23 protein-coding genes and 1 riboswitch are annotated in these 21,488 nt (G+C 73.2%); of the genes, 9 read left to right on the top strand and 14 right to left on the bottom strand.

What is annotated here, in order from left to right:
- Positions 1–206 precede the first annotated feature (206 nt).
- On the top strand, positions 207–821 hold the full coding sequence (locus tag AAW13_RS38170; protein WP_046734219.1) for a DUF4126 domain-containing protein: 615 nt from the start codon (positions 207–209) through the stop codon (positions 819–821).
- Between the two features lie 47 nt (positions 822–868).
- Complete coding sequence (locus tag AAW13_RS38165; protein WP_206306350.1) at positions 869–2,395, top strand: phytoene desaturase family protein; 1,527 nt, start codon at positions 869–871, stop codon at positions 2,393–2,395.
- 10 nt (positions 2,396–2,405) lie between these two features.
- Here the strand turns inward: AAW13_RS38165 and AAW13_RS38160 are convergent, their stop codons facing one another.
- From AAW13_RS38160 to AAW13_RS38140, 5 genes are all read right to left on the bottom strand, one after another.
- Positions 2,406–3,407 carry an SCO2102 family sporulation regulator gene (locus AAW13_RS38160; RefSeq protein ID WP_046734217.1) on the bottom strand — a complete coding sequence of 334 codons (1,002 nt, stop codon included), beginning with the start codon at positions 3,405–3,407 and terminating at the stop codon, positions 2,406–2,408.
- A 56-nt stretch (positions 3,408–3,463) separates the two neighbouring features.
- On the bottom strand, positions 3,464–4,387 hold the full coding sequence (metF, locus tag AAW13_RS38155; protein WP_046734216.1) for a methylenetetrahydrofolate reductase [NAD(P)H]: 924 nt from the start codon (positions 4,385–4,387) through the stop codon (positions 3,464–3,466).
- Between the two features lie 119 nt (positions 4,388–4,506).
- Positions 4,507–5,154, bottom strand: a complete 648-nt coding sequence (thiE, locus tag AAW13_RS38150; protein WP_046734215.1) for a thiamine phosphate synthase — start codon at positions 5,152–5,154, stop codon at positions 4,507–4,509.
- A 34-nt stretch (positions 5,155–5,188) separates the two neighbouring features.
- Complete coding sequence (locus tag AAW13_RS38145) at positions 5,189–5,554, bottom strand: Rv2175c family DNA-binding protein (RefSeq protein WP_046734214.1); 366 nt, start codon at positions 5,552–5,554, stop codon at positions 5,189–5,191.
- A gap of 92 nt (positions 5,555–5,646) precedes the next feature.
- Positions 5,647–6,885, bottom strand: a complete 1,239-nt coding sequence (locus tag AAW13_RS38140; protein WP_206306349.1) for an NAD(P)/FAD-dependent oxidoreductase — start codon at positions 6,883–6,885, stop codon at positions 5,647–5,649.
- Positions 6,886–7,013: 128 nt separating this feature from the next.
- A riboswitch (TPP riboswitch) is annotated at positions 7,014–7,126 on the top strand.
- Here AAW13_RS38140 and thiO point away from each other — a divergent pair.
- The 3 genes from thiO to AAW13_RS38125 all read left to right on the top strand — a co-directional run bounded on the left by thiO (position 7,124) and on the right by AAW13_RS38125 (position 9,290).
- Positions 7,124–8,293, top strand: coding sequence for a glycine oxidase ThiO (gene thiO, locus AAW13_RS38135; RefSeq protein ID WP_046734212.1), 1,170 nt, complete (start codon positions 7,124–7,126; stop codon positions 8,291–8,293). It overlaps the preceding riboswitch by 3 nt.
- Positions 8,290–8,490 (top strand): sulfur carrier protein ThiS, encoded by a 201-nt coding sequence (gene thiS, locus AAW13_RS38130; protein ID WP_046734211.1) that lies wholly within the window; start codon positions 8,290–8,292, stop codon positions 8,488–8,490. Before thiO ends, thiS begins: the two co-directional genes overlap by 4 nt.
- Before the next feature lie 5 nt (positions 8,491–8,495).
- Entirely contained in the window at positions 8,496–9,290 is a 795-nt protein-coding gene (locus AAW13_RS38125) for a thiazole synthase (protein WP_046734210.1), read from the top strand.
- Positions 9,291–9,663: 373 nt separating this feature from the next.
- Here the strand turns inward: AAW13_RS38125 and AAW13_RS38120 are convergent, their stop codons facing one another.
- Both AAW13_RS38120 and AAW13_RS38115 read right to left on the bottom strand, forming a co-directional pair.
- Positions 9,664–10,104, bottom strand: a complete 441-nt coding sequence (locus tag AAW13_RS38120) for a winged helix DNA-binding protein (protein WP_046734209.1) — start codon at positions 10,102–10,104, stop codon at positions 9,664–9,666.
- Positions 10,101–10,583, bottom strand: coding sequence for a MarR family winged helix-turn-helix transcriptional regulator (locus tag AAW13_RS38115; RefSeq protein WP_046734208.1), 483 nt, complete (start codon positions 10,581–10,583; stop codon positions 10,101–10,103). Before AAW13_RS38115 ends, AAW13_RS38120 begins: the two co-directional genes overlap by 4 nt.
- A 141-nt stretch (positions 10,584–10,724) precedes the next feature.
- On the opposite strand from AAW13_RS38115, the gene pknB reads away from it, so the two are divergent.
- Entirely contained in the window at positions 10,725–12,644 is a 1,920-nt protein-coding gene (gene pknB, locus AAW13_RS38110) for a Stk1 family PASTA domain-containing Ser/Thr kinase (protein WP_046734207.1), read from the top strand.
- A gap of 34 nt (positions 12,645–12,678) precedes the next feature.
- Positions 12,679–13,581 (top strand): deoxyribonuclease IV, encoded by a 903-nt coding sequence (locus AAW13_RS38105; RefSeq protein ID WP_046734206.1) that lies wholly within the window; start codon positions 12,679–12,681, stop codon positions 13,579–13,581.
- Between the two features lie 18 nt (positions 13,582–13,599).
- On the opposite strand, the gene AAW13_RS38100 is transcribed toward AAW13_RS38105, so the two are convergent.
- The 5 genes from AAW13_RS38100 to AAW13_RS38080 all read right to left on the bottom strand — a co-directional run bounded on the left by AAW13_RS38100 (position 13,600) and on the right by AAW13_RS38080 (position 18,980).
- The gene (locus AAW13_RS38100; protein ID WP_046734205.1) at positions 13,600–14,094 is read right to left on the bottom strand and encodes a Pycsar system effector family protein; all 495 of its coding nucleotides are present in this window, start codon (positions 14,092–14,094) and stop codon (positions 13,600–13,602) included.
- Positions 14,091–15,167, bottom strand: a complete 1,077-nt coding sequence (locus AAW13_RS38095; protein ID WP_046734204.1) for a hypothetical protein — start codon at positions 15,165–15,167, stop codon at positions 14,091–14,093. The genes AAW13_RS38100 and AAW13_RS38095 overlap by 4 nt, the downstream gene beginning before the upstream one ends.
- On the bottom strand, positions 15,164–17,356 hold the full coding sequence (locus AAW13_RS38090) for a hypothetical protein (protein WP_046734203.1): 2,193 nt from the start codon (positions 17,354–17,356) through the stop codon (positions 15,164–15,166). Before AAW13_RS38090 ends, AAW13_RS38095 begins: the two co-directional genes overlap by 4 nt.
- The gene (locus tag AAW13_RS38085) at positions 17,353–18,207 is read right to left on the bottom strand and encodes a nucleotidyl cyclase domain-containing protein (RefSeq protein WP_071659816.1); all 855 of its coding nucleotides are present in this window, start codon (positions 18,205–18,207) and stop codon (positions 17,353–17,355) included. Before AAW13_RS38085 ends, AAW13_RS38090 begins: the two co-directional genes overlap by 4 nt.
- Positions 18,208–18,317: 110 nt before the next feature.
- Positions 18,318–18,980 carry a Crp/Fnr family transcriptional regulator gene (locus AAW13_RS38080; RefSeq protein ID WP_240528859.1) on the bottom strand — a complete coding sequence of 221 codons (663 nt, stop codon included), beginning with the start codon at positions 18,978–18,980 and terminating at the stop codon, positions 18,318–18,320.
- A 262-nt stretch (positions 18,981–19,242) separates the two neighbouring features.
- Here AAW13_RS38080 and AAW13_RS38075 point away from each other — a divergent pair, with 262 nt between their 5' ends.
- Positions 19,243–19,803, top strand: a complete 561-nt coding sequence (locus AAW13_RS38075) for a DUF4396 domain-containing protein (RefSeq protein ID WP_046727433.1) — start codon at positions 19,243–19,245, stop codon at positions 19,801–19,803.
- 11 nt (positions 19,804–19,814) lie between these two features.
- On the opposite strand, the gene AAW13_RS38070 is transcribed toward AAW13_RS38075, so the two are convergent.
- Positions 19,815–20,447: a sulfite oxidase-like oxidoreductase gene (locus AAW13_RS38070; RefSeq protein ID WP_046727432.1), complete on the bottom strand. Its 633-nt coding sequence runs from the start codon at positions 20,445–20,447 to the stop codon at positions 19,815–19,817.
- 200 nt (positions 20,448–20,647) lie between these two features.
- Between AAW13_RS38070 and bfr the strand changes: the two genes are divergently transcribed.
- Complete coding sequence (gene bfr, locus AAW13_RS38065) at positions 20,648–21,130, top strand: bacterioferritin (protein WP_046727431.1); 483 nt, start codon at positions 20,648–20,650, stop codon at positions 21,128–21,130.
- Here the strand turns inward: bfr and AAW13_RS47195 are convergent.
- Positions 21,127–21,438, bottom strand: a complete 312-nt coding sequence (locus AAW13_RS47195) for a (2Fe-2S)-binding protein (RefSeq protein WP_079179135.1) — start codon at positions 21,436–21,438, stop codon at positions 21,127–21,129. The two genes, bfr and AAW13_RS47195, sit on opposite strands and share 4 nt — an antisense overlap.
- Positions 21,439–21,488: the final 50 nt, after the last annotated feature.

Here is a 21,488-nt window from a genome sequence, read left to right as displayed (position 1 = left end):
AAGGAGCGGTCAAGGGCGCCGGCGCCGTTCCGCCGCCCCGTGTCGGCGGTACCGGACCTCGCGCCCTCTTCCGTGCCTCCACTCTCCCGTCCGCGCAGGCCGGGGCCCATCCGCGCGGGTACTCAACTCGCCGTCTGGGTACCTGTACTCAGGTCTGCGCACCCGGACCCAGGACGCGGGGCCGCCGACTGGCTACGATCGCGTCCGTGTCGGTACTCCCCTTGGTCTTCACCAGCGGCTGGGCCAGCGGAATCAACGCGTACGCGGTGGTGCTGCTGCTCGGTCTGTTCGGCGCGACGGGCCTGAGCGACGACGTGCCCGAGACCTTGCAGCGGCCCGAGGTGCTGATCATCGCGGGCGTGCTCTTCCTGTGCGAGGCGGTCGCGGACAAGATCCCGTACGTCGACTCGGCGTGGGACTCCGTGCACACGGTGGTCCGGCCGGTGGCGGGTGCCTGGGTCGGGGCGCTGCTCGCCGGGCAGAGCGGCTCGCTCAACGACGTGGTGGCCGGGCTGGTCGGCGGTTCGACCGCGCTGGCCAGCCACACCGTCAAGGCCGGGACCCGGATGGCGGTCAACACCTCCCCGGAGCCCTTCAGCAACATCGTGCTGAGCCTCGCCGAGGACCTCGGGGTCGCCGGGATCGTCTCGTTCGCGATGTTCCACCCGCTGGCGGCGGCGGTCATCGCGGCGGTGCTGCTCGCCACGGGCCTGATCGTGCTGGTGTTCCTGATCTCCCGGATCCGGCGGTTCTGGCGCCGCCGGGCCCAGCGCCGGGAGGAGCGGCGGCTGTCCGCGCAGCTGCCCCCGCCACCGGGCTGAGGGCCCGCCGGACCGGGTTGTCGGTGGCGGTCGATAAGGTCGCGGGCATGGGACGGATTGCGGTGATCGGCGCCGGGATGGGCGCCATGGCGGCGGCCGCCCGGCTGGCCGTCGCGGGCCACCGGGTGACGGTGTACGAGCGTACGGAGACGTACGGCGGTGCGGTGCGCCGCTTCGAGCGCGACGGGTTCGCCTTCGACACCGGCCCGGGGCTGCTGCCGCTGCCCGCCGTGTACCGCGACCTGTTCGTCAAGACCGGCAAGGAGCCGCTGGAGGACTGCGTCGAACTGGTCCAGGTCGACCCGTCGGCCCGGCACGTCTTCGCGGACGGCACGGAGGTGTCGCTCCCGAACGCGTCCCGCGCGGGCGTCGTCACCGCCCTGGACGCGGCCCTGGGCGCCGGCGCCGGGCAGCGCTGGGGCGACTTCCTGGTGCGGGCCCGGGAGGCCTGGGACCGCACCCGGCGTCCGCTCCTGGAGGAGCCGCTGTGGCCGAACTGGCAGGTGCTGGCGGAGCGTGAGCCGTACCCGTCGGTCCCGCACAAGAAGCTGCTGCGCACCCGGCGGGCGGCCACGCTCGCCGAGATCGGCGCCTGGGAGCTGCGCGACGAACGGCTGGCGGCCCTGCTGAACAGCCACGCCCTCGCGCACGGCCTCGACCCCCGGACCGCGCCGGCGAGCGCCGCCGTGCTGCCCTACCTGGAGCACGCCTTCGGTGTCTGGTACGTGCGCGGTGGCATGCGGGAGTTGGCGCGCGCGGTGTACGAGCGGTGCGTACGGCGCCGGGTCGAGTTCGTCTTCGGCGCCGAGGTCACCGCGGTACGGGCCAAGGACGGCCACGCGGTGGGACTGGAACTGGCCGACGGCACCGTGGCCGACGCGGACCACGTGGTGGCCGGGGTGGACCCGGTACGGCTCGACGCCCTCGTCCGGCCGACGGGGTGCCGCCTCGACGCCGACGGCGATGTACGGGCCGGCACCGGGACGGTCCGGCCGAGCCGCTGCACGGTGCTGCTCGCGCTCCGCGGCGCGCGCGCGACGGGTGCCGCGCATCGCACGGTCGTGCACGCGCCGGACGAGCAGACCGAGCTGGACCTGCTGGTCGCGCCCGGCGGTGACCGGCTGGTGCGCCCCACCGTGACCGTGCTGCGCCCCGACGACCCGGCGCTCCGGCCGGACGGCGATCACGAGTCCGTGGTGCTGTCGGCGGTGGTGTCGGGCGAGGCCGGCTGGGAGCGGGCGGACACGGTCCGGGCCTGCACGGACTTCCTCCTGGAAGCCGGCGAGGCCGCCGTGCCGGGGCTGCGGGAGCGGCTGCTGTGGCAGGAGACCCTGGCACCGGGGCAGGTCACGGGTGCCGCCGCGGCCGGGTCCGGGGCCGGAGAGGTCTCCGCGCCCGCCCTCGCGGCCGGCCGGGGCCGTTTCCTGCACCCGGCCAACACCACCCGGCTGCCGGGCCTGTACCGGGTGGGCGACTGGGCGCACCCGGGCGGCGGGCTGCCGCACGCGGGCATGTCGGGCGCGCTGGTGGCCGGGCTGATCGTGGAGGGGCCGGAGTTCCGCGGCTCACAGTGAGCCGCGCTCGTCAGAAACGGTACTGCTCGTCGTACCCGTTGCCCTGGTGGCCCTGGCCCTGGCCCTGCTGTGCCTGTCCGTCACCCTGGTAGGGGTACGGCTGCTCCTGCGGGAGTTCCCCGCCGTAGGTCTCGTCGGCGCGCTGCTGGGGCACCCAGACACCGCCCGCCGGGGTCTCGCCGTAGCCGCCGGTGCCGTACTGGCCCTGGGCGTAGCCCTGCTGGTCGTACTGCTGCGTGCCGTACGACGTGTCGTACCCGGCGCCGCCGTAGGTCTGGTTGCCGATGTACGGGTCGGAGTAGTTGGCGTACTGCTGCTGGCCGTTCGCGTCGTAGCCGTACTGCTGCTGGCCGTACCCGGAGTAGTCGTAGGCGTAGTTCTGGTCGGTGCCCTGGGCGGCGTACGCCTGGTCCTGGCCCGCGGTCGCGTAGGCGGCCTGCTGGTCGCCGGCCGCGGCGTGGCCGGAGTCGCGGTAGACGCCGTAGGAGCCGGTGTCGTCGGGCATCGGCTGCGGCTCGTAGACCGTGCCGGCCTCGGCGGCGGCCGGCTCGCCGGAGCGGGGGCCGGGGGTGAAGACGTCGTCGCGGTCGTAGTCGTCGTCGCCGCGGTAGGCGGGGGTGCTGCCGGTGGCGTAGCCGGCCTGCTGGCCGGCGTAGGCGGCGTCGGCCGCGTCCGGGTCGGTGGCCTCCAGGCCCGGGTCCTCGTCCGGCTCGCCGCGGCGGCGCCTGAGCAGGCCGCCGCCGTCACTGTCCGCGTCGGGCCGCTTGACCGCCCAGCCCGCCTCGAAGCCGCGGCGGAACGACAGGGTGACGTACGTCTGGCCGACCGCGAAGGCGATAGCGCCCACACCGATGACGATCACGGACGGGATCAGCACACCGAAGACGACCCCGAGGAAGCCGACGAAGGCCAGCAGCCGCCAGCGCAGCCGCGCCTTGTATTGCAGCAGTACCTCGCCGAGCAACCACAGTGCGACGATGCCGAACGCTACGTAGAGGACCGTCCAGCCCATGTACGCCCCTCCTCCAGTGACCGCTACGCAGTGTGTCGTACTCCGGTGCGGCCGGTCTAGGCCCGCGGGGGTTGGTGCAGGCCCAGGTTCTCGTAGATCTCCAGCGTCGCCGTGGAGTTGTTCAGCGTGATGAAGTGCAGTCCGGGCACTCCCTCGGCCAGCAGCCGGGCGCAGAACTCCGTGGCGTATTCGATACCGATGGAGCGTACCGCCGTCGGATCGTCTTTCGCTGTGAGGATCCGCTCTTTCAGGGCGTCCGGGAAGACCGCATTGCTGAGTTTGGGCAGCCGTTCCAGCATCTTCACACTGGTGACGGGCAGGATTTCCGGAATCACGGGGGTCTCGCAGCCGGCCGCGCCGACCCGGTCGCGAAGGCGAAGGTAGGACTCGGGCTGGAAGAACATCTGCGTGATGGCGTAGTCGGCGCCCGCGCGGCACTTGTCGACGAAGTGCCGGACGTCGGTGTCCCAGTCGGCGGACCGCGGGTGCATCTCGGGGAACGCCGCGACGCCCACGCAGAAGTCCCCGGACTCCTTGATGAGCCGGACGAGTTCGGCCGCGTAGGTCAGCCCCTGCGGGTGCGCCACCCAGTCGCCCATCGGGTCACCGGGCGGGTCGCCGCGCACCGCGAGCATGTTCCGGATCCCGGCGTCCGCGTACTGGCCGATGATGTTGCGCAGTTCGGCGAGCGAGTGGTCGACCGCGGTCAGGTGGGCGACCGGCGTGAGCGTGGTGTCGGCGACGATCTGCTGGGTCTCCTTGACCGTGCCCGCGCGGGTGGAACCGCCGGCGCCGTAGGTCACGGAGACGAAGTCGGGCGCCACCGCCTCGACCCGCCGGAGCGCGCTCCACAGGTTCCGCTCGCCCTTGGGGGTCTTCGGCGCCGAGAACTCGAAGGAGTACGTGGTCTTGCCGCTCGCGAGCATGTCGCGCACGGTGCGTGCGCGATCAGTCCTGGTTGACGCGGTTCCTAGGGCCATACCCGCAGGTTAGTCAGGGGCGGACGGACACCCAACCACACTCGGGTCATTTGCCCGAATTGCCGACCTCGCGTCCGGATACTGGACATGTTTCCGGACAGCCGGGACGCCCGGAGCGGTCACGCGGACCGCAGCCGCTTCGCGAACTCGGCCGCGGCCGCGCCGGGGTCGTCGGCCGCGGTGAGTGCGCGGACGACCACCACGCGCCGGGCACCCGCCGCCAGCACCTGGTCGAGGTTGCCGAGGTCGATGCCGCCGATGGCGAACCACGGGCGGTCGGTGCCCAGGGCCGCCGTGGAGCGCACCAGGTCCAGCCCGGGGGCGTGGCGGCCGGGCTTGGTCGGGGTGGGCCAGCAGGGACCGGTGCAGAAGTAGTCCACGCCGTCCTGGACGGCGGCCGCGGCGGCCTCCGCCTCGGTGTGCGTGGAGCGGCCGACGAGGACGTCGGGGCCGAGGATCGCGCGGGCGGCCGGGACCGGCAGGTCGCCCTGGCCCAGGTGGAGCACGTCGGCGCCGGCGGCGTGGGCCACGTCGGCACGGTCGTTGACCGCGAGCAGCTTGCCGTGCCGGGCGCAGGCGTCGGCGAACACGGCGAGGTGCGCCAGTTCCTCGGCGGCCTCCATGCCCTTGTCGCGCAGCTGCACGATGTCGACGCCGCCCGCCAGGACCGCGTCCAGGAACTCGGCGAGGTCGCCCTGCTCCCGGCGGGCGTCCGTGCACAGGTAGAGACGGGCGTCGGCCAGCTGCGCGCGGGCGGTGTCGGTCATCGGTGGGTCCCCCGTGGTGTCGGTGCCGGTCGGCTCAGACGGCGAGCGCCTGGGCGCGGCGCTTCACCTCCGTGCCGCGATTCTCGCTGAGCGCCTGCGCGGGGGTGCCGGGCAGGGTCTCGTCAGGAGTGAAGAGCCACTCCAGCATCTCCTCGTCGGTGAAGCCGTCGTCCCGGAGCAGTGTCAGGGTGCCGGCCAGGCCCTTGACCACCTTGTCCTCGTCGATGAAGGCGGCGGGGACGTGCAGCGCCCTGTTCTCACCACGGCGGACGGCGATGAGCTGGCCCTCCTTGACCAGCTGCCGCACGCGGGTCACCTCGACGTCCATCATTTCAGCGATGTCGGGGAGGGTGAGCCAGGCGGGGACGAGAGCATCGATGTTTGCGTCAATCTCGGTCACGGGGTCAAGGGTAGGCGTTTCGGCGGGTGGGGGGCGATGGGTGGTCGTCCGGGTGCGGCGCCGTGGGGGCCGGCCGAGCGTTCCCAGCGCCCCTAGAGGGGCGCCGCGGTCGCGTTCTTCAACGGGCGGGCCGGGTCCGACAGTGCCTCGGCGTCCATTCGGGTGGCCGCCTCGATCAGGCGACGGCCCTGGGCCAGGTCGCGTGGACGGCCCACCGCCAACAGAGCGACCAGGCGGGTCTCGCGCAGCCAGCAGACGCTCCAGGCGGGGGTCGACGGGTCGCCGCGCCAGATCATGCGGTCGGCCCCGGCGTGGTGGCCCGCGTACTGGACGAAACGGCCGAACTGCTCGGACCAGAAGTACGGCACCGGGTCGTAGACCGCGTCGGACTCGCCGAGGATGTTCGCGGCCACCGTGCGCGGGCCCTGGAGGGCGTTGTCCCAGTGGTGGACCAGCAGGCGGGTGCCGTAGCGACCGGACGGGAACGAGGCGCAGTCGCCGACCGCGTAGACGTCCGGCGCGCCGGTGCGCAGGTGGTCGTCGGCGAGCACGTCGCCCTGGGCGCCCAGTCCGATGCCGGAGCCGGCCAGCCAGCCGGTGGCGGGGCGGGCGCCGATGCCGACCACCACGGCGCCCGCCGGGATCCGCGAGCCGTCGTCGAGGACCACCGCGCCGGGTTCGACGCGCGCCACGCGCGCGCGGGTGCGCAGTTCGGTGCCGCTGTCGGCGTACCAGGTGGTCATCGGCGCGGCGACCTCGGCCGGCAGCGCGCCGGCGAGCGGCCGGTCGGCGGCCTCGACGACGGTCACCGCGCAGCCGGCCTCGCGGGCCGCGGTGGCGAACTCCGCGCCGATCCAGCCTGCGCCGACCACCACGATGTCGTGCTGCCGGGCGAGCACCGGCCGCAACCGCTCGGCGTCGTCGAGGGTGCGCAGCAGGTGGACGCCGGGCACGCCCTCGGTGCCGGGCAACCGGACCGGTTCGGCGCCGGTGGCGAGCACCAGCACGTCGTACGGCACCGGTCCGGCCTCGGTGTCCAGCTCGTGGTCGGCGGTGCGCACGCCGAGCGCGTCGCGGCCGAGCGCCAGTTCGATGCCGAGGGCGTCGAAGTCCACCTCGAAGGCGGAGCCCTCCGCCTTGCCGAGCAGGACGGCCTTGGAGAGCGGCGGCCGGTCGTACGGCTGGTGCGGCTCGGCGCCGATCAGGGTGACGGTGCCGGTGTACCCGCGCTCGCGCAGGGCGACGGCGGTCTGCACCCCGGCCATGCCCGCGCCGACGACGACCACCCGCCGCGCCTGTGACGTGCCTCGTTGCTGCGTCTGCCCGCTCACCTGATCACCATGGACAAGAACGATAGACAACTGACACGGAGTCAGTCAGGGGGCCTGCCGGGTGACCTGTTCCACAGTGGCCGCCGGGGCCGTCCTACCGGGGCGGAGCGGTGCGGGCTAGGGTGGCGTGCAAGCACACGCGGGAGCCCGGACGCACCGGGCTGAGAGGGAGGCTGGCGGCCTCCGACCGTACGAACCTGATCCGGGTCATGCCGGCGAAGGGAGGGGCTGGACGCCCATGTCCTCACACACGTCCGACGTCCTCGTCATCGGGGGCGGGATCATCGGCCTGGTCACGGCCTGGCGGGCGGCGCAGCGCGGGCTCGTCACCGTCGTGGCCGATCCCGCGCCGGGCGGCGGGGCCGCGCAGGTCGCGGCCGGGATGCTGGCCGCGGTCACCGAACTGCACTACGGCGAGCAGACCCTGCTGGGGCTCAACCTGGCCTCCGCCCGCCGCTATCCGGGCTTCGCCGCCGAGCTGACCGAACTCACCGGCCAGGACCTCGGCTACCGGCGCTGCGGCACGCTCGCGGTCGCCCTGGACGCCGACGACCGTGCCCATCTGCGGGAGCTGCACACCCTGCAACGGGAGTCGGGGCTGGAGTCCGAGTGGCTGTCCGGGCGGGAGTGCCGGCGCCTGGAGCCGATGCTGGCGCCCGGGGTGCGCGGGGGGCTGCGGGTGGACGGCGACCACCAGATCGACCCGCGCCGGCTGGCGGCCGCCCTGGTCACCGCGTGCGAACGGGCCGGGGTGGTCTTCCACCGCGACTGGGCAGAGCGGCTGACGGTGGTACGGGAACGGGCCACCGGTGCCGTCACGCGTGCGGGCGAGGAACTGGGCGCCGGGCAGGTGGTGCTCGCGGCCGGCAGCCTGAGCGGGCGGCTGGCGGGCGTCCCCGACGACGTGCTGCCGCCGGTGCGGCCGGTGAAGGGTCAGGTGCTGCGGCTGACCGTGCCCCCGCGGTACGCGCCGTTCCTCAGCCGGACGGTGCGGGCCGTGGTGCGCGGCGGCAACGTCTACCTGGTGCCCAGGGAGAACGGCGAACTGGTGGTCGGCGCGACCAGCGAGGAACTGGGCTGGGACACCACCGTCACGGCGGGCGGTGTCTACGAGCTGCTGCGGGACGCCCACGAGCTGGTCCCCGGCATCACCGAGCTGCCGCTGACGGAGACCCGGGCCGGGCTGCGCCCCGGCTCCCCCGACAACGCGCCGCTGCTCGGGCCGACCCGTGTGGACGGGCTGCTGCTGGCCACCGGGCACTACCGCAACGGGGTGCTGCTCACGCCGGTCACGGGGGACGTGATGGCGGAGCTGCTGGCCGGCGGTGAGCTGCCGGAGGAGGCCCGTCCGTTCACGCCGGGGCGATTCGGCACCGTTCCCGACGCACTCATGGAGCAGACCGCATGAACATCTCCGTCAACGGGGAGCGCCGGGAGATCGCCCCGGGCACCGCTCTCGACACCCTCGTGAAGTCCCTCACGGCCGCGCCCTCCGGGGTGGCCGCGGCCGTCAACGAGACCGTCGTACCGCGCACGCAGTGGCCGGTGACGGGTCTCGCCGAGGGCGACCGGGTGGAAGTCCTGACCGCCGTGCAGGGAGGCTGAGCGCCGTGGCCGACGATCCCTTCGTCCTCGGGGGTACGACCTTCTCCTCCCGGTTGATCATGGGTACCGGGGGCGCGGCCGGCCTGGAGGTGCTGGAGCGGGCGCTGGTCGCGTCCGGTACCGAGCTGACCACGGTGGCGATGCGGCGGGTGGATCCGGGGGTACGGGGCTCCGTGCTGTCGGTCCTCGAACGGCTCGGGATCCGGGTGCTGCCCAACACCGCCGGGTGCTTCACCGCGGGCGAGGCGGTGCTGACGGCCCGGCTGGCGCGGGAGGCGCTGGGGACCTCGCTGGTGAAGCTGGAGGTCATCGCCGACGAACGGACCCTGCTCCCCGATCCGGTCGAGCTCCTCGACGCGGCGGAGACGCTGGTCGACGACGGCTTCACGGTGCTGCCGTACACGAACGACGATCCGGTGCTGGCGCGGAAGCTGGAGGACGTGGGCTGCGCGGCGGTGATGCCTCTCGGGTCGCCGATCGGGTCGGGGCTCGGGATCCGGAACCCGCACAACTTCCAGCTGATCGTCGAGCGCGCGCGGGTGCCGGTGATCCTGGACGCGGGGGCCGGTACGGCGTCGGACGTGGCGCTGGCGATGGAGCTGGGGTGTGCGGGGGTGATGCTGGCGTCGGCGGTGACGCGGGCGCAGGATCCCGCGCGGATGGCGCTGGCCATGCGGGCGGGGGTGGAGGCGGGGCGGCTGGCCCGGCTGGCGGGGCGGATCCCGCGGCGGCACTTCGCGGAGGCGTCGTCTCCTGCGGAGGGCCTGGCGGCGCTGGACCCGGAGCGCCCCGCGTTCTGACCTCCGGCCCGCTCCCGCCCAGACGTCTCCCACCCACGCACCCCCGAAACCCCTTCTCAAGAAGCGGACCTCTCCCGTGGGGGCACAGCGCCGCCGGCGGCCGCGGGCTTCGGACAGCGCGGGTGGGGAGGGGTGTCGGCGGTGCGGGCCGTGGGCTCCGGGAAGGGCATGGCCGGAGCGGTGGCCCGTACCGGGAAGCCCTGCCGTGTGCGGGGCGAGCGCAGTCCGCCGGTCGTGGGCTTCGGGCAGGTGAACGGCGTCGGCCGGTCGTGGGCTTCGGGCGGGGCGAGCGCAGTCCGCCGGTCGTGGGCTTCGGGCAGGTGAACGGCGTCGGCCGGTCGTGGGCTTCGGGCGGGAATGAGCGGCGGTGGGCTCAGGATCCAGGCAGCTCCGCGTTGGCGCGGGTCGTGACCAGGGTCAGGACTCGGGCCGCCGTCACCAGGTCCTCCGTCGGGATGCCGGCGTACAGGCGGGCGGCGATCTCGGCGCTCTCGGCGGAGGTGCCCTCGTACAGGTCCCGGCCGGTGGCCGTGACCTGGAGCCGGGACTCGTGCGCCTCCAGCAGCTCCGCGGCCGTCAGCTCCTCGATGACGCCGTGCACGACCGACGCGTCGGTCTTCAGCGCGCCGGTGACCTCGGCGACGAGCTCGTCACGGCCGACGGAGGCACCGGCGACCACGGCGGCCCGGAGCGTGACGCTCTGGTGGAACGTGATGCCGTAACGGGTCAGCACGCCCTCCAGGAGGGCCCGCGGGGCGTGGTGCGCCAACGCGATGACGCGGGCGTTCAGGGCAGGTGCGGTGGTGGTGGTCATGGCTGCTCCTTCTCGTTCTCGGCGTGCGGATCAAGAGGTGCGTCGAGCAGGGCGACGAGCTCCCGGGTGAACTGGTGCGCGCGCGGGGAGTCCTGTCCCCCGAGCGGCTCCAGCAGCTGGTCCAGGAGGCCTTGGACGACCGTGATCGCCCGCCCGGTGACCTCGCGGCCCTGCTCGGTCAGCGTCAGCCGCATGGCCCGCGGGTCGCCGGGGTCGCGGGTGCGGGTGACGAGCCCGGCGGTTTCCAGGGCGCGGGCGAGTTTCGAGACGTACAGCGGTTCGAGCCCGGTGTGGTCGGCGAGGCCGCGCTGACTGGGCCGCTCCCCGGTGCGCGCCATGCCGTACAACGACGCGACCAGCGCGTACTGGGCATGGGTCAGGCCCAGCGGTGCGACCGCCCGGTCGACGGCCACCCGCCACTTCATCGACAGGCGCCAGACCAGGAATCCGGCCGTCGCGTTCTCCGCTGCTGTACTCACGAGAAATACAGTACATGGCTACTATGTACATGGCTACTGTTTTGTTCGGTCGGTATGACGACCGTCACAGCTCCGCTTCAGTCCATGGGCGAAAGCGGTCTCAGCGGTGGGGCCCGTGGTGCGGGCTCGTACACTCGCCGGGTGGATACGACCCTTCAGGACCCTCTTGTCGGGCAGGTGCTCGACGGCCGGTACCGCGTCGACGCGCGGATCGCCGTCGGCGGCATGGCCACGGTCTACCGGGCCCTGGACGTCCGGCTGGACCGCGTGCTCGCGCTGAAAGTGATGCACCCGGGCCTCGCTGCCGACGGCTCGTTCGTCGAGCGGTTCATCCGCGAGGCCAAGTCGGTCGCCCGGCTGGCCCACCCGAACGTGGTGCAGGTCTTCGACCAGGGCACCGACGGCACGTACGTGTACCTCGCCATGGAGTACATCGCCGGCTGCACCCTGCGGGACGTGCTGCGCGAACGCGGCGCGCTTCAGCCGCGGGCCGCGCTGGACATCCTGGAGCCGGTGCTGGCCGCGCTGGGCGCCGCGCACCGCGCCGGGTTCGTGCACCGGGACATGAAGCCCGAGAACGTGCTGATAGGGGACGACGGCCGGGTCAAGGTCGCCGACTTCGGACTCGTGCGCTCCGTGGGCTCCGTCACCAGCACCACGGGGGCCGTGCTCGGGACCGTGGCCTACCTCGCGCCCGAGCAGGTCGAGAACGGGTCCGCCGATCCGCGCGTCGACGTGTACGCGTGCGGTGTGGTGCTCTACGAGATGCTCACCGGGGAGAAACCGCACGACGGGGACTCGCCCGCGGTGGTCCTCTACAAGCACCTCCACGAGGACGTGCCGCGCCCGTCCGCCGCCGTGCCGGGTCTCGCGCCCGCGCTGGACGAGCTGACCGCCCTCGGGACCGCCCGCGACCCCGGGGTCCGGCCGCAGGACGCGGTCGCGATGCTCGCCCTGGCGCGCCGGACCCGGGCCGCGCTCACCGACGCGCAGCTGGACGCCGTACCGCCGCAGGCGCTGGCGGACGGCCACGACATCGCCTACGACCGGACCAGTGTCATACCCCGGTCGCTGGACGTGCCCCGTCCCCTGCCGGTCAACGAGGACGACGGCGTGCTGCGGACCAGCCGGTTCGAGGCGGAGCCGGTGCCGGAGCGGCGGCGCGGGGGCCGTCGCTCACGGCGCGGACCGATCGCGCTGGTCGTCGCCGTACTGCTCGTCCTCGGTGTCGGCGCCGGCGTCTGGTACATCAACTCCGGTCAGTTCACCAAGGTGCCCCCGCTGCTGTCGAAGACCGAGGCGCAGGCCACCGCACGGCTGAAGGACGCCGGGCTCGACGTCAAGGCGGTCGAGCACGCCTACAGCGACACGGTGAAGCGGGGCACGGTGATCAGCACCGACCCGGCGGCCGGCCGGCGGATCCGCAGCAACGACTCGGTGACGCTCACGATCTCCGACGGCCCCGAGACGGTGAACGTGCCGGACGTGCAGGGACGGACGCTGGCCGGGGCCAGAGCGCTGCTGAGGGCCGACGGGCTGGCGGCCGGCATGGTGACGCGGGAGTTCAGCGACGACGTGCCCAAGGGGTCGGTGATCAGCACGGATCCCGGCGCCGGGAGCAAGCGGCACGCCGGGACGGCGATCGCGCTCGTCGTCAGCAAGGGCTCCCCGGTCGACGTCCCGGACGTCACCGGCGACGACCTGGACGACGCCCGCCAGGAGCTCCAGGAGGCCGGACTGAAGGTCACGGTCTCCGCGACCGAGGTCAACTCCGAGTACGACCAGGGACAGGTCGCCAGGCAGAGCCCGGCGGGCGACGCCCAGGTCGCGGAGGGCGACACGGTGACGCTGACGCTGTCCAAGGGCCCGGAGATGGTCGAGGTGCCGAACGTGGTCGGAGCCTCCGTCGAGGACGCGGAGAAGCTGCTGGCGCAGTCGGGCTTCGAGGTCAAGGAGGACCGCGGGCTGCTCGGGCTGTTCGGCGACACCGTGAAGAAGCAGTCGGTGGACGCCGGTGAGCAGGCGCCCAAGGGGTCGACGATCACCATCACCATCCGGTGACGGGAGCCGGGCGCCGCCGTGCCACCCTGGACGGGTGAAGAACCAGCAGTCCCGTCCCGCCGAGAACCCGCCGTCCGGCCCCGCCCGCAACCCCGTCGGCGGTCATGTGCCCGTCGCCGGCGGCCTGCACTCCGTGGGGCTGTCCTACGCCCGTGAACTGAAGGCGGAGACCGTGCAGGTCTTCGTCGCCAACCCGCGCGGCTGGGCGACCCCGACGGGCGACCCCCGGCAGGACGAGGCGTTCCGCGCGGCCTGTGCGGAGGATTCGGTGCCGGCGTACGTGCACGCTCCCTACCTGATCAACTTCGGCTCGGGCACCGAGGCGACGGTGGAGAGGTCAGTGGAGTCGCTGCGGCACTCGCTGCGCCGCGGCCGGGAGATCGGCGCGCTCGGGGTGGTCGTGCACACCGGGAGCGCGACCGGCGGGCGGGCCCGGGACGTGGCACTGAAGCAGGTACGGGCGCACCTGCTGCCGCTGCTCGACGAACTGACCGCGGACGACGACCCGTTCCTGCTCCTGGAGTCCACCGCCGGCCAGGGTGCCTCCCTGTGTTCCCGGACCTGGGACTTCGGGCCGTACTTCGAGGCGCTGGACGCCCATCCGAAGCTGGGCGTCTGCCTGGACACCTGTCACGTCTTCGCCGCCGGGCACGACCTGACCGGGCCGAGCGGCATGCATCAGACGCTGGACCTGCTGGTGGACACCGTCGGCGAGGGACGGCTGAAGCTGGTCCACGCCAACGACTCCAAGGACGTCGTCGGCGCCCACAAGGACCGGCACGAGAACATCGGCGCCGGGCACATCGGCGAGGACCCCTTCCGCGCCCTGATGACCCACCCGGCGACCGCGGGCGTACCGCTGATCATCGAGACGCCCGGCGGCAAGGAGGGGCACGCGGCCGACGTGGAGCGCCTCAAGCGGCTCCGCGACGGCTGACGTCCGGCGGGCCGGGGCTCACGCCGCCGCCAGCGGCACCGCCGCCAGCAGCAGGCCGGCCGCCAGCAGGGCCATCGAGCGGCGCAGCCACCGGTACTTCGCCGAGAGGATCACGCTGACGTCCTGGAACTGGGTGAGCAGCCAGCCCACCCGGTCCGCCCCCGCCTCCGCGGCGGCCCCGCGCAGCACCTCCCGGTCGACACCGCCCAGCGCGTCGGCGTAGAAGGTCGGGCCGGGTGCCGAGCGGACCGTGCGGGTGCGGGGCACGATCACCGCGAGCAGCAGCAGCGTGCCGGCCGCCCAGAGCGCCCCGCCCGCCGCGAGGCAGACCAGGGCGAGGCCGGAGGCGCCGGCCGGTGCCCCTCTGCCGAGCACCAGCGCCGGTACCGCGACGGCTCCCGAGAGCAGGACGGACGCCTTCACGTCCGCCCTGCCCAGGTCCTCGCGCACGGTCAGCAGCAGCCGTTCGGCGACATAGTGCGCGGCGGCGTCGGCGGGGTCGCCCGGGTTCATCGGCGCGCCTCGGGGCTGGAGTCGTCCTCCACCCCCGTCCCCTCTCCGGGGACGGCGTCCGTCGGGGAGACCGGCGGGGCCGGCGGGATCGGCGGCGGCGCGTCGGCCGGGAGCAGCGGGGGCGCCGGCGGCATCGGCGGTATCGGCAGCGAGGTCGGGGCCTGCGGGATGCCGTTCGGGAAGACACCGGTGGAGACCGTACGGCTGTACTCGATCAGGGCCTGCACCTGGTCGTCGATCTGGTGGCGCTGCACCACGCCCTGGTTGATCAGGTTGGTGAGGTAGTCCAGGGCGCCCTTGCGCTGTTCGCGGGCCTGCTGCTGGAGCACGCCGAGGATCTCGTGGGCACGGCTCGGGTCGGCGGCCATCATGTGGGCGTACTGGGCGGTCTCGCCCGCGCCGATCAGCTTCTGCGCGTCGTCGATGTTGGCCGCGATCCGCGCCTTGTTGACGGTGTCGATGGCCTCCTGGACCATGGAGCCCTTCTCCACCGCGACCATCTGGGCCTGGTGGTCGGCGGCCGCCTGGCCGAGGTCGATGCGGACGAACACCTGCGTGGCGAGGCCGAGTTCGGCGCCGAAGTCGCCCCACCGGCCGCTGGCCAGCTCGTCCTGGATGGCCTCGTCGACCTGCTGGGCCGAGTCCAGGCTGTAGCGGCGGCTGAGTCCGCGCAGCCGTGCCTCCAGCGAGGGGCGCAGCATGCGCTCCACGTCGACCACGCGCTTCTCGGCGGCGAGGTAGAAGTCGTGCACCTCCCAGTTGACGTCCGCGCCCGCCCGGAACCGGGACCGGTCGCCGTAGGTGGGCAGCTCCAGCTGGAAGGAGACCTGGTGCTGGCCGCGGGCGATCCAGCACACCGAGGTGGGCTTGCCCATCAGCGGCTTGTTGAAGTGCTCGGCGCCGCGCACCGTGATGACGCTGTGCCCGCCGTTCTTGTAGTACAGCACCGACGCCACCTGGCTGTTGCGGTGCCGGTAGGCGGCCTGCGGGGCGAACTCGCGGACGAAGGGGCCTCTGAGGTCGTGCGGGAGGACGAACTCCTGGTCCTGCGGCGGCCACTGGTTGTACGTCATGGTGTACTCGCTCCCTGGACCGCCCCCCACAGGCGGCGGACCTGCTGTTCGTTCAGTGGTTGGTCGGGGTCTTCGGTGAGTTCCTTGATGAGGGACAGCAGCCGGTTGCGGTCGTCGTGGCCGTGCACGAGGAGCGGCAGGAACCGCTCCAGCCGGCCGGCCCAGGGCTGGTCGGCCGAGCGGCGCAGCCAGTCGGACACGGTCTCGACGGCCGCCTCGTACGACCGAGGGGTCTGCAACGCCGTCCACAGCAGCCCGGCGAGCTCCGGGGCGAGGGCGGGCCGTACCTCGGCGAGGGCGAGCATCAGCGGCCAGTCGCCGTGGCCCTCCAGGTCCTCGTGCAGGTTCCACAGGTCGCTGGCGGGCAGGCCGGCGAGGTAGACGGTGGACTGGAGGCCGAGGTCCTGCTGGGGCCGGCGTTCGTCGGAGAGCCAGGCGCGGATCCGGCGCAGGGTCTGGGCCTCGGGGTGGGCGCCGGCGAAGTGGGCGACCTGGACGGACGCCGCGGACCGCAGCTTGCCCTCGTCCCGGACGCCGATGCCGCCGAGCAGGTCGAGGGAGTCGCGGACGGTGCCGGTGGCCCGGCCCCGGCCGAGCACCGCGCCCGCGGTCCAGCGCAGTTCCTCGTCGCCGTACCGGGCCCAGGAGGCGACCAGGGCGCGGATGGCGGTGCCGACCTCCGGCGAGCCGAGGGCGACGTCGAGGACGGTCGCGGCGAACAGTCGGCGGGGCGCCCGCTCGGACCGGGCCATGGGCTGGACCAGTTCGTGGACGGTGTGGGAGAGGTCGAGGCGGCACAGGTGCCCGGCGGCCACGGCGGCCCGGACCCAGACCTGCGGCCGGCCGTCCTCGCAGAGTCCGGCCAGCCAGCGCAGCACGGGTCCGCGCGCGTTGTGCCGGTGCTGCCACAGGTGGCCGAGGACGGCCGGGGCGAGCGCCTCGCCGGCGAACCGCACGGTGCGCACCGGCACCTCCTCGGTGCCGACCTCCTCGGTGCCCAGTTCGGCGACCGCGCGGGCGGAGACCAGCCGGGCGTCGACGCCGTCGCTGAACAGCGGGCGGCCGGGGGTGGCCTCGGGGTCGACGGTGACGGCCAGTTCCCAGGCGAGCACCTCGGCGGCCTCGGCGACGGCGCTGAGCGAGGCCCCGTCGAGGACGGCGACGGCGATCCGGTAGGCCGCGTCCCGCAGCCGCTCCGGGGTCTCGGAGCGGAGTCCGCCGGCGAACCACTCGGCTGCCTGGTTCTCGGCGAACTTCCGGCATTCGTCCATGAGTTCGTCGTGGCTGAGCTTGCCCCGGGTGTGCTGGGCCAGCAGGGTGGCGAAGTGCGCCGCCTCCGCGGGCCGCAGGTCGTTCAGGCCGCGCGCCGCGAGGACGTCGGGGTCCAGGGCGGTCGCCCGGGCGCGTTCGTAGTCGGGCCCGGCGCCGTCGAGTTCGAGGGCGAGGTGGCCTTCGAGTACGGCGGTCTGGGCGGCCGGGGTGTGGACGCGGTAGTAGCGGGCGCTGCGGGAGAGCACGTCACCGGGTTCGGGGGTGGCGAGCAGGACCGCGTAGGCGTCCTTCCTGCCGAGCAGTTGGCAGAGCCGGTCGAGGCCCGTCTCGTCGGGCAGTGCGGCGCCTGGTTCCAGGGCGTAGCCGTGGCCCCCGCTGATCTGGTCGTCGTCGAGCTTGTCCAGGTCGGTGCGCGGGTCGAGCCGGGAGACGCGGCCGCCGGTCACCCTGTCCAGCAGGGACAGCGCGGTGTAGGCGCGGCCGGTGCCGGGCTGGCCGAACAGCACCAGGAGGCGGCCGGTGCTCAGCTGGTCGAGGTGGTCGTCGTACTCCGCGGGCTGCTTGAAGACCTGGCGGAGCCGGCGCAGCTGGTCGTCCGGGAGGGGGCCGGCGAGCACGCGTTCCGTGGTCTGCCGGCCGTAGAAGTTCATGGTGCCGACGGAGCCGGAGCTGACCAGGGTGCCGGATCCGTACTGGCTGACGGTCGAGCGGTAGACGCGGGAGGCGGCGGCCGCGGCGCCGGGCAGTGCCTCCTCGCCGAGCGGGTCGGCGGCCGGGCCGCCGATGACGTCGGCCTTCTCCGGCTCGGGTGCGGCGGCGGGCTCGGCGCCCTGCGGCTTGTCCGGTTCCGGCTTCGGCTGCTGCTGTTGCTGTGGTTTCGGGGAGCCCTGGGGCGGCTGCGGGCCCTGTGCGTTCACCGGCCACCGCCGTCGGAGAAGTTGATGGTGTCGATGGTGCCGCCGACCACGATCCGGCCGGTGCCGTGCTGGTGGATGTTCTGGACGACACGGTCACCGGCGGCCGCGTCGTCCGCGGCGGGGGCGGGGGCGGCCGCGTCGTCCGCGGCGGCGGGGGCGGCCTTCTCGGCCTGGGGCTGCGGCGGCCGGGGCGGGTGCGGCGGGAGCGGTCCGGCCGGCCCGGCCGCCGCCGTGTCCGGCGCCTGCTCCCGCTCCGCGCGCGGCTCGGGCTCGGGGGGTTCGGACCGGCCCGGGACCATGAACCAGGCGGTGGTGCGGCCCTCCTTGAGGTCCACGTCGTGCCGGCGGTAGTGCCCGGGATCCACCCAGCGTCCGCCGGGCAGGATGAAGTCCTCGTGCACGCGGTCGGAGGCGGCCACCACCAGCGGCGCGCCGTCCGCGGCCCGGAGGACCGCCTTGGTGACGGCGCAGTCGGCCAGCCGGCACGCCAGGTCCACGGCGCGCCCGGAGCGGCCGTGGGCGTCGGCGGTGACCCGCCCGATGTGCAGGCCCACGCGCAGCCGCAGCGGCTTCCTGAGGTGCTGGTTGGTCTCCCGCAGGTTCTGGTGGAGGTGTTCGATCCACTCCCCCACCACCCGGACGGGCGGGACGTCGGGCGCCAGGACGCCGAGGATGCCGTCGCCGCGGTCCTCCTGGTAGAGCCGGGGCGGGCGGATGCCGGCCCGCTCGAAGGCGGTGCCCGTGACGTCGTAGAGTCTGCGCCGCATCTCGGGTTTCTCGGTGTCGGTCAGCAGACCCGAGCCCTGTGCGTCCACGTTGACGATGAAGCCGTACGCGGCTTCCCCCTCCATCGCTTTCTCCTCCCAGCTGTCCCGCCGGACCACCGGCTGCCTGGCTGCGATGGTCGCGGAGCCGGCCGGTCGTCGCTGTAGCCGTTTACACAGCACGGGACTCGGTGCGTTCAGGTCTCGTGCGGTTGTCCGGCGGCGAGCAGGCGGAGCGGGTCCAGGTCGGCCACGGCCAAGGTGCCGGGGCCGGTGCGGACCAGGCCCTGTTCCCGTAACAGGCGCAGGGCCTTGGCGACGGCCTCCCGGGTGGAGCCCACGGACGCGGCCAGCTCGTGCTGCGCGAGGGGCAGCCGGATGGTCACGGCCTCGTTCTCCCGGCGGCCTGCGCGGTCGGCGAGTTCGACCAGGCGCTCGGCGAGCCGTTGCAGCACGGTCATCGAGGCCAGCGCCCGGCGCTCGTGGTCCGCGCTGCGCAGCCGCTCGGTGAGCTGGACCGTCATCAGCGCGTTGGCGTGCGGCCGGGAGGCCAGGAACCGGCGGAACCGCTCACCGGGTACGACCAGGCCGGTCACCTCGCCGAGGGTGCTGACCGAGGCGCTGCGCGGGCGGCCGTCGAGCGCGGCCATGTCCCCGACGACCTCGCCGGCCCGGCGGAGTGCCAGGATCAGCCGGCCGCCGCGCTCGGTCGGCGTCCACACCGTGCACCAGCCGCTGAGCAGGACCACCGCGAAGGTGGTGCGGTCGCCCTCCGTGATGACCGTGTCGTACGCGGGGTATTCGTGCCGGGTGCCGAGGCTCGCCAGTGCCTCCCGGTCCCCCGGTCCGAGTCCCCCCATGAAGGTATGCCGCTCTCCGAACAGCCCCACCGTCGCCCCCGACCGCTCGCCCCCGAACAGGATCACAAGCGGAACCTCAACGGCCCCTCGGATCCGTCTTCGCCCGGCGCGTCTCCCGCCAGGCAAGGATCTCAGCGTAGCGCTCTGGGCACGGAATGTGCTCGCTGTTACCGGAACGAGCCCGAAGCCTTCACGGGAATACCCCAGGGGGGTATACATGTTGACGTCCTACAGGAGCCACACCTGACACCGGGGGTCAGCCATGGACCACGAGCACACAGTTCACGACCACACCGACCACGACCGCACCGACCACGGCCACACCGACCACACCGACCACGGCCACGCCGATCACGAACACGCCGCGCACGGGCACGCCGGGGCCGGGGCGTCCTGGGCCACGGCCGTGCAGGCCACCCTGCACTGCCTCACCGGGTGCGCCGTCGGCGAGGTGCTCGGCATGGTCGTCGGCACGGCCTTCGGCTGGGGGAACCTGCCGACCACGTTGCTGGCGATCGTGCTGGCGTTCCTCTTCGGCTACTCGCTGACCATGCGCGGGGTGCTGCGGGCGGGCGTGGACCTCCGTACCGCGGTGCGGGTGGCGCTGGCGGCGGACACCGTCTCGATCGCCGTGATGGAACTGATCGACAACGGCACGATCCTGGTCTGGCCGGCCGCGATGGACGCCCAGCTGGGCGACGCGCTGTTCTGGATCTCGCTGGCCGTCTCGCTCGTGCTGGCGTTCGTGGTGACCACGCCGGTCAACAAGTGGACCATCGGGCGGGGCATGGGGCACGCGGTGGTGCACCAGTACCACCACTGAGGCGTTCCGGCTCAGACCCCGGGGCCGTCCCCCGGTCCCTCCTGGTAGGAGTAGCGCTGTTCCTTCCAGGGGTCGCCGATGTTGTGATAGCCGCGCTCCTCCCAGAAGCCCCGGCGGTCGGCGGTCATGTACTCGATGCCGCGGACCCACTTGGGGCCCTTCCAGGCGTACAGCTGGGGCACGACCAGGCGGACCGGGAAGCCGTGCTCGGCGGTGAGGAGTTCGCCGTCCTTGTGGGTGGCGAAGAGCGTGCGCTCGGCGGCGAAGTCCGCCAGGCGCAGGTTGGAGCTGAAGCCGTACTCCGCCCAGACCATCACATGGGTGACCTCGGAGGCGGGCGGCGCGAGCTCCAGGACGGTCCGTGCCGGGATTCCGCCCCACTCGGCGCCGAGCATGCTGAACTTCGTCACGCAGTGCAGGTCGGCGACCACGGTGGTGTACGGCAGGGCGGTGAACCGCTCATGGTTCCAGGTGTGCGCGTCCCCGTCGGCGGTGGCGCCGAAGACCCTGAACTCCCAGCGCTCGGGCCGGAACTTGGGCACCGGACCGTAGTGGGTGACCGGCCAGCCGCGCTGGAGCCGCTGTCCCGGCGGAAGCTCGGACCCTGCGGCTCCTCTGGACGCGTGCTCCACCGGATGACCCATGCCTTCCATCCTGACAGACCACGGGCGGTGCACCCGACCAGGCAGACCACCGCAGAGATCACCAAAAGGTCCAACTGACGCCAAGCGTGGACTTACTTACTAAGTACGCACTTACTGGACGATCTTCTGTGCCGGTGCAATCATGCGCCGCAAACATCCCCATCCGTCCGGTACGGAACCATGCGGAAGGAGCCTCTGCGATGCAGGGCGACCCCGAGGTCATCGAATTCCTCAACGAGCAGCTCACCGGCGAGCTCACCGCCATCAACCAGTACTTCCTGCACGCGAAGATGCAGGAGAACTTCGGCTGGTACAAGCTCGCGAAGTACACCCGGCACGAGTCGTTCGACGAGATGAAGCACGCCGAGGTGCTCACCGACCGGATCCTGTTCCTGGAGGGGCTGCCCAACTACCAGCGGCTGTTCCACGTCCGCGTGGGGCAGACCGTGAAGGAGATGTTCGAGGCCGACCGGCAGATCGAGGTGGAGGCGATCGACCGGCTCAAGCGCGGGATCAAGGTGATGCGCGAGAAGGGCGACGTCACGTCCGCGAACATCTTCGAGGACATCCTCGCCGACGAGGAGCACCACATCGACTACCTCGACACCCAGCTGGAGCTGGTGGAGAAGCTGGGTGAGGCGCTCTACATCTCGCAGATCATCGAGCAGCCGGAGAGCAGCTAGGCGCTCCGTGGGAAGGGCCGGGGCAGGCCGTCGGCCGGCTGCGGGGCCGTCGCGGCCGATCGCGCGGGTTCCCGTGCCCCTTCGGGGCGCTCGCCGGGCAGCGCCGCCAGCACAGGCCTGCCCTGTTCCGCCGCCTCGCGGCGGGGGCAGGCGCCGCGGCCGAGGAGCGCCTGGATCCGGCGGACGCACGAACCGCAGTCGGTGCCGGCCTTGGAGGCGGAGGCTATCTGCCGGGGGGTGCAGGCGCCGTCCGCCGCGTGCTGCTTGACCTGGGCCTCGGTGATGCCGAAGCAGCTACAGACGTACACGCGGTTCCACCTCCCTGCGGGGACGGTTCTTCCTACTGCCATCCCGCTTT

It is taken from the genome of Streptomyces humi (genome assembly GCF_001005085.2).
Taxonomy (GTDB): domain Bacteria; phylum Actinomycetota; class Actinomycetes; order Streptomycetales; family Streptomycetaceae; genus Streptomyces; species Streptomyces humi.
This window is presented reverse-complemented; position numbering and strand designations above follow the sequence as displayed.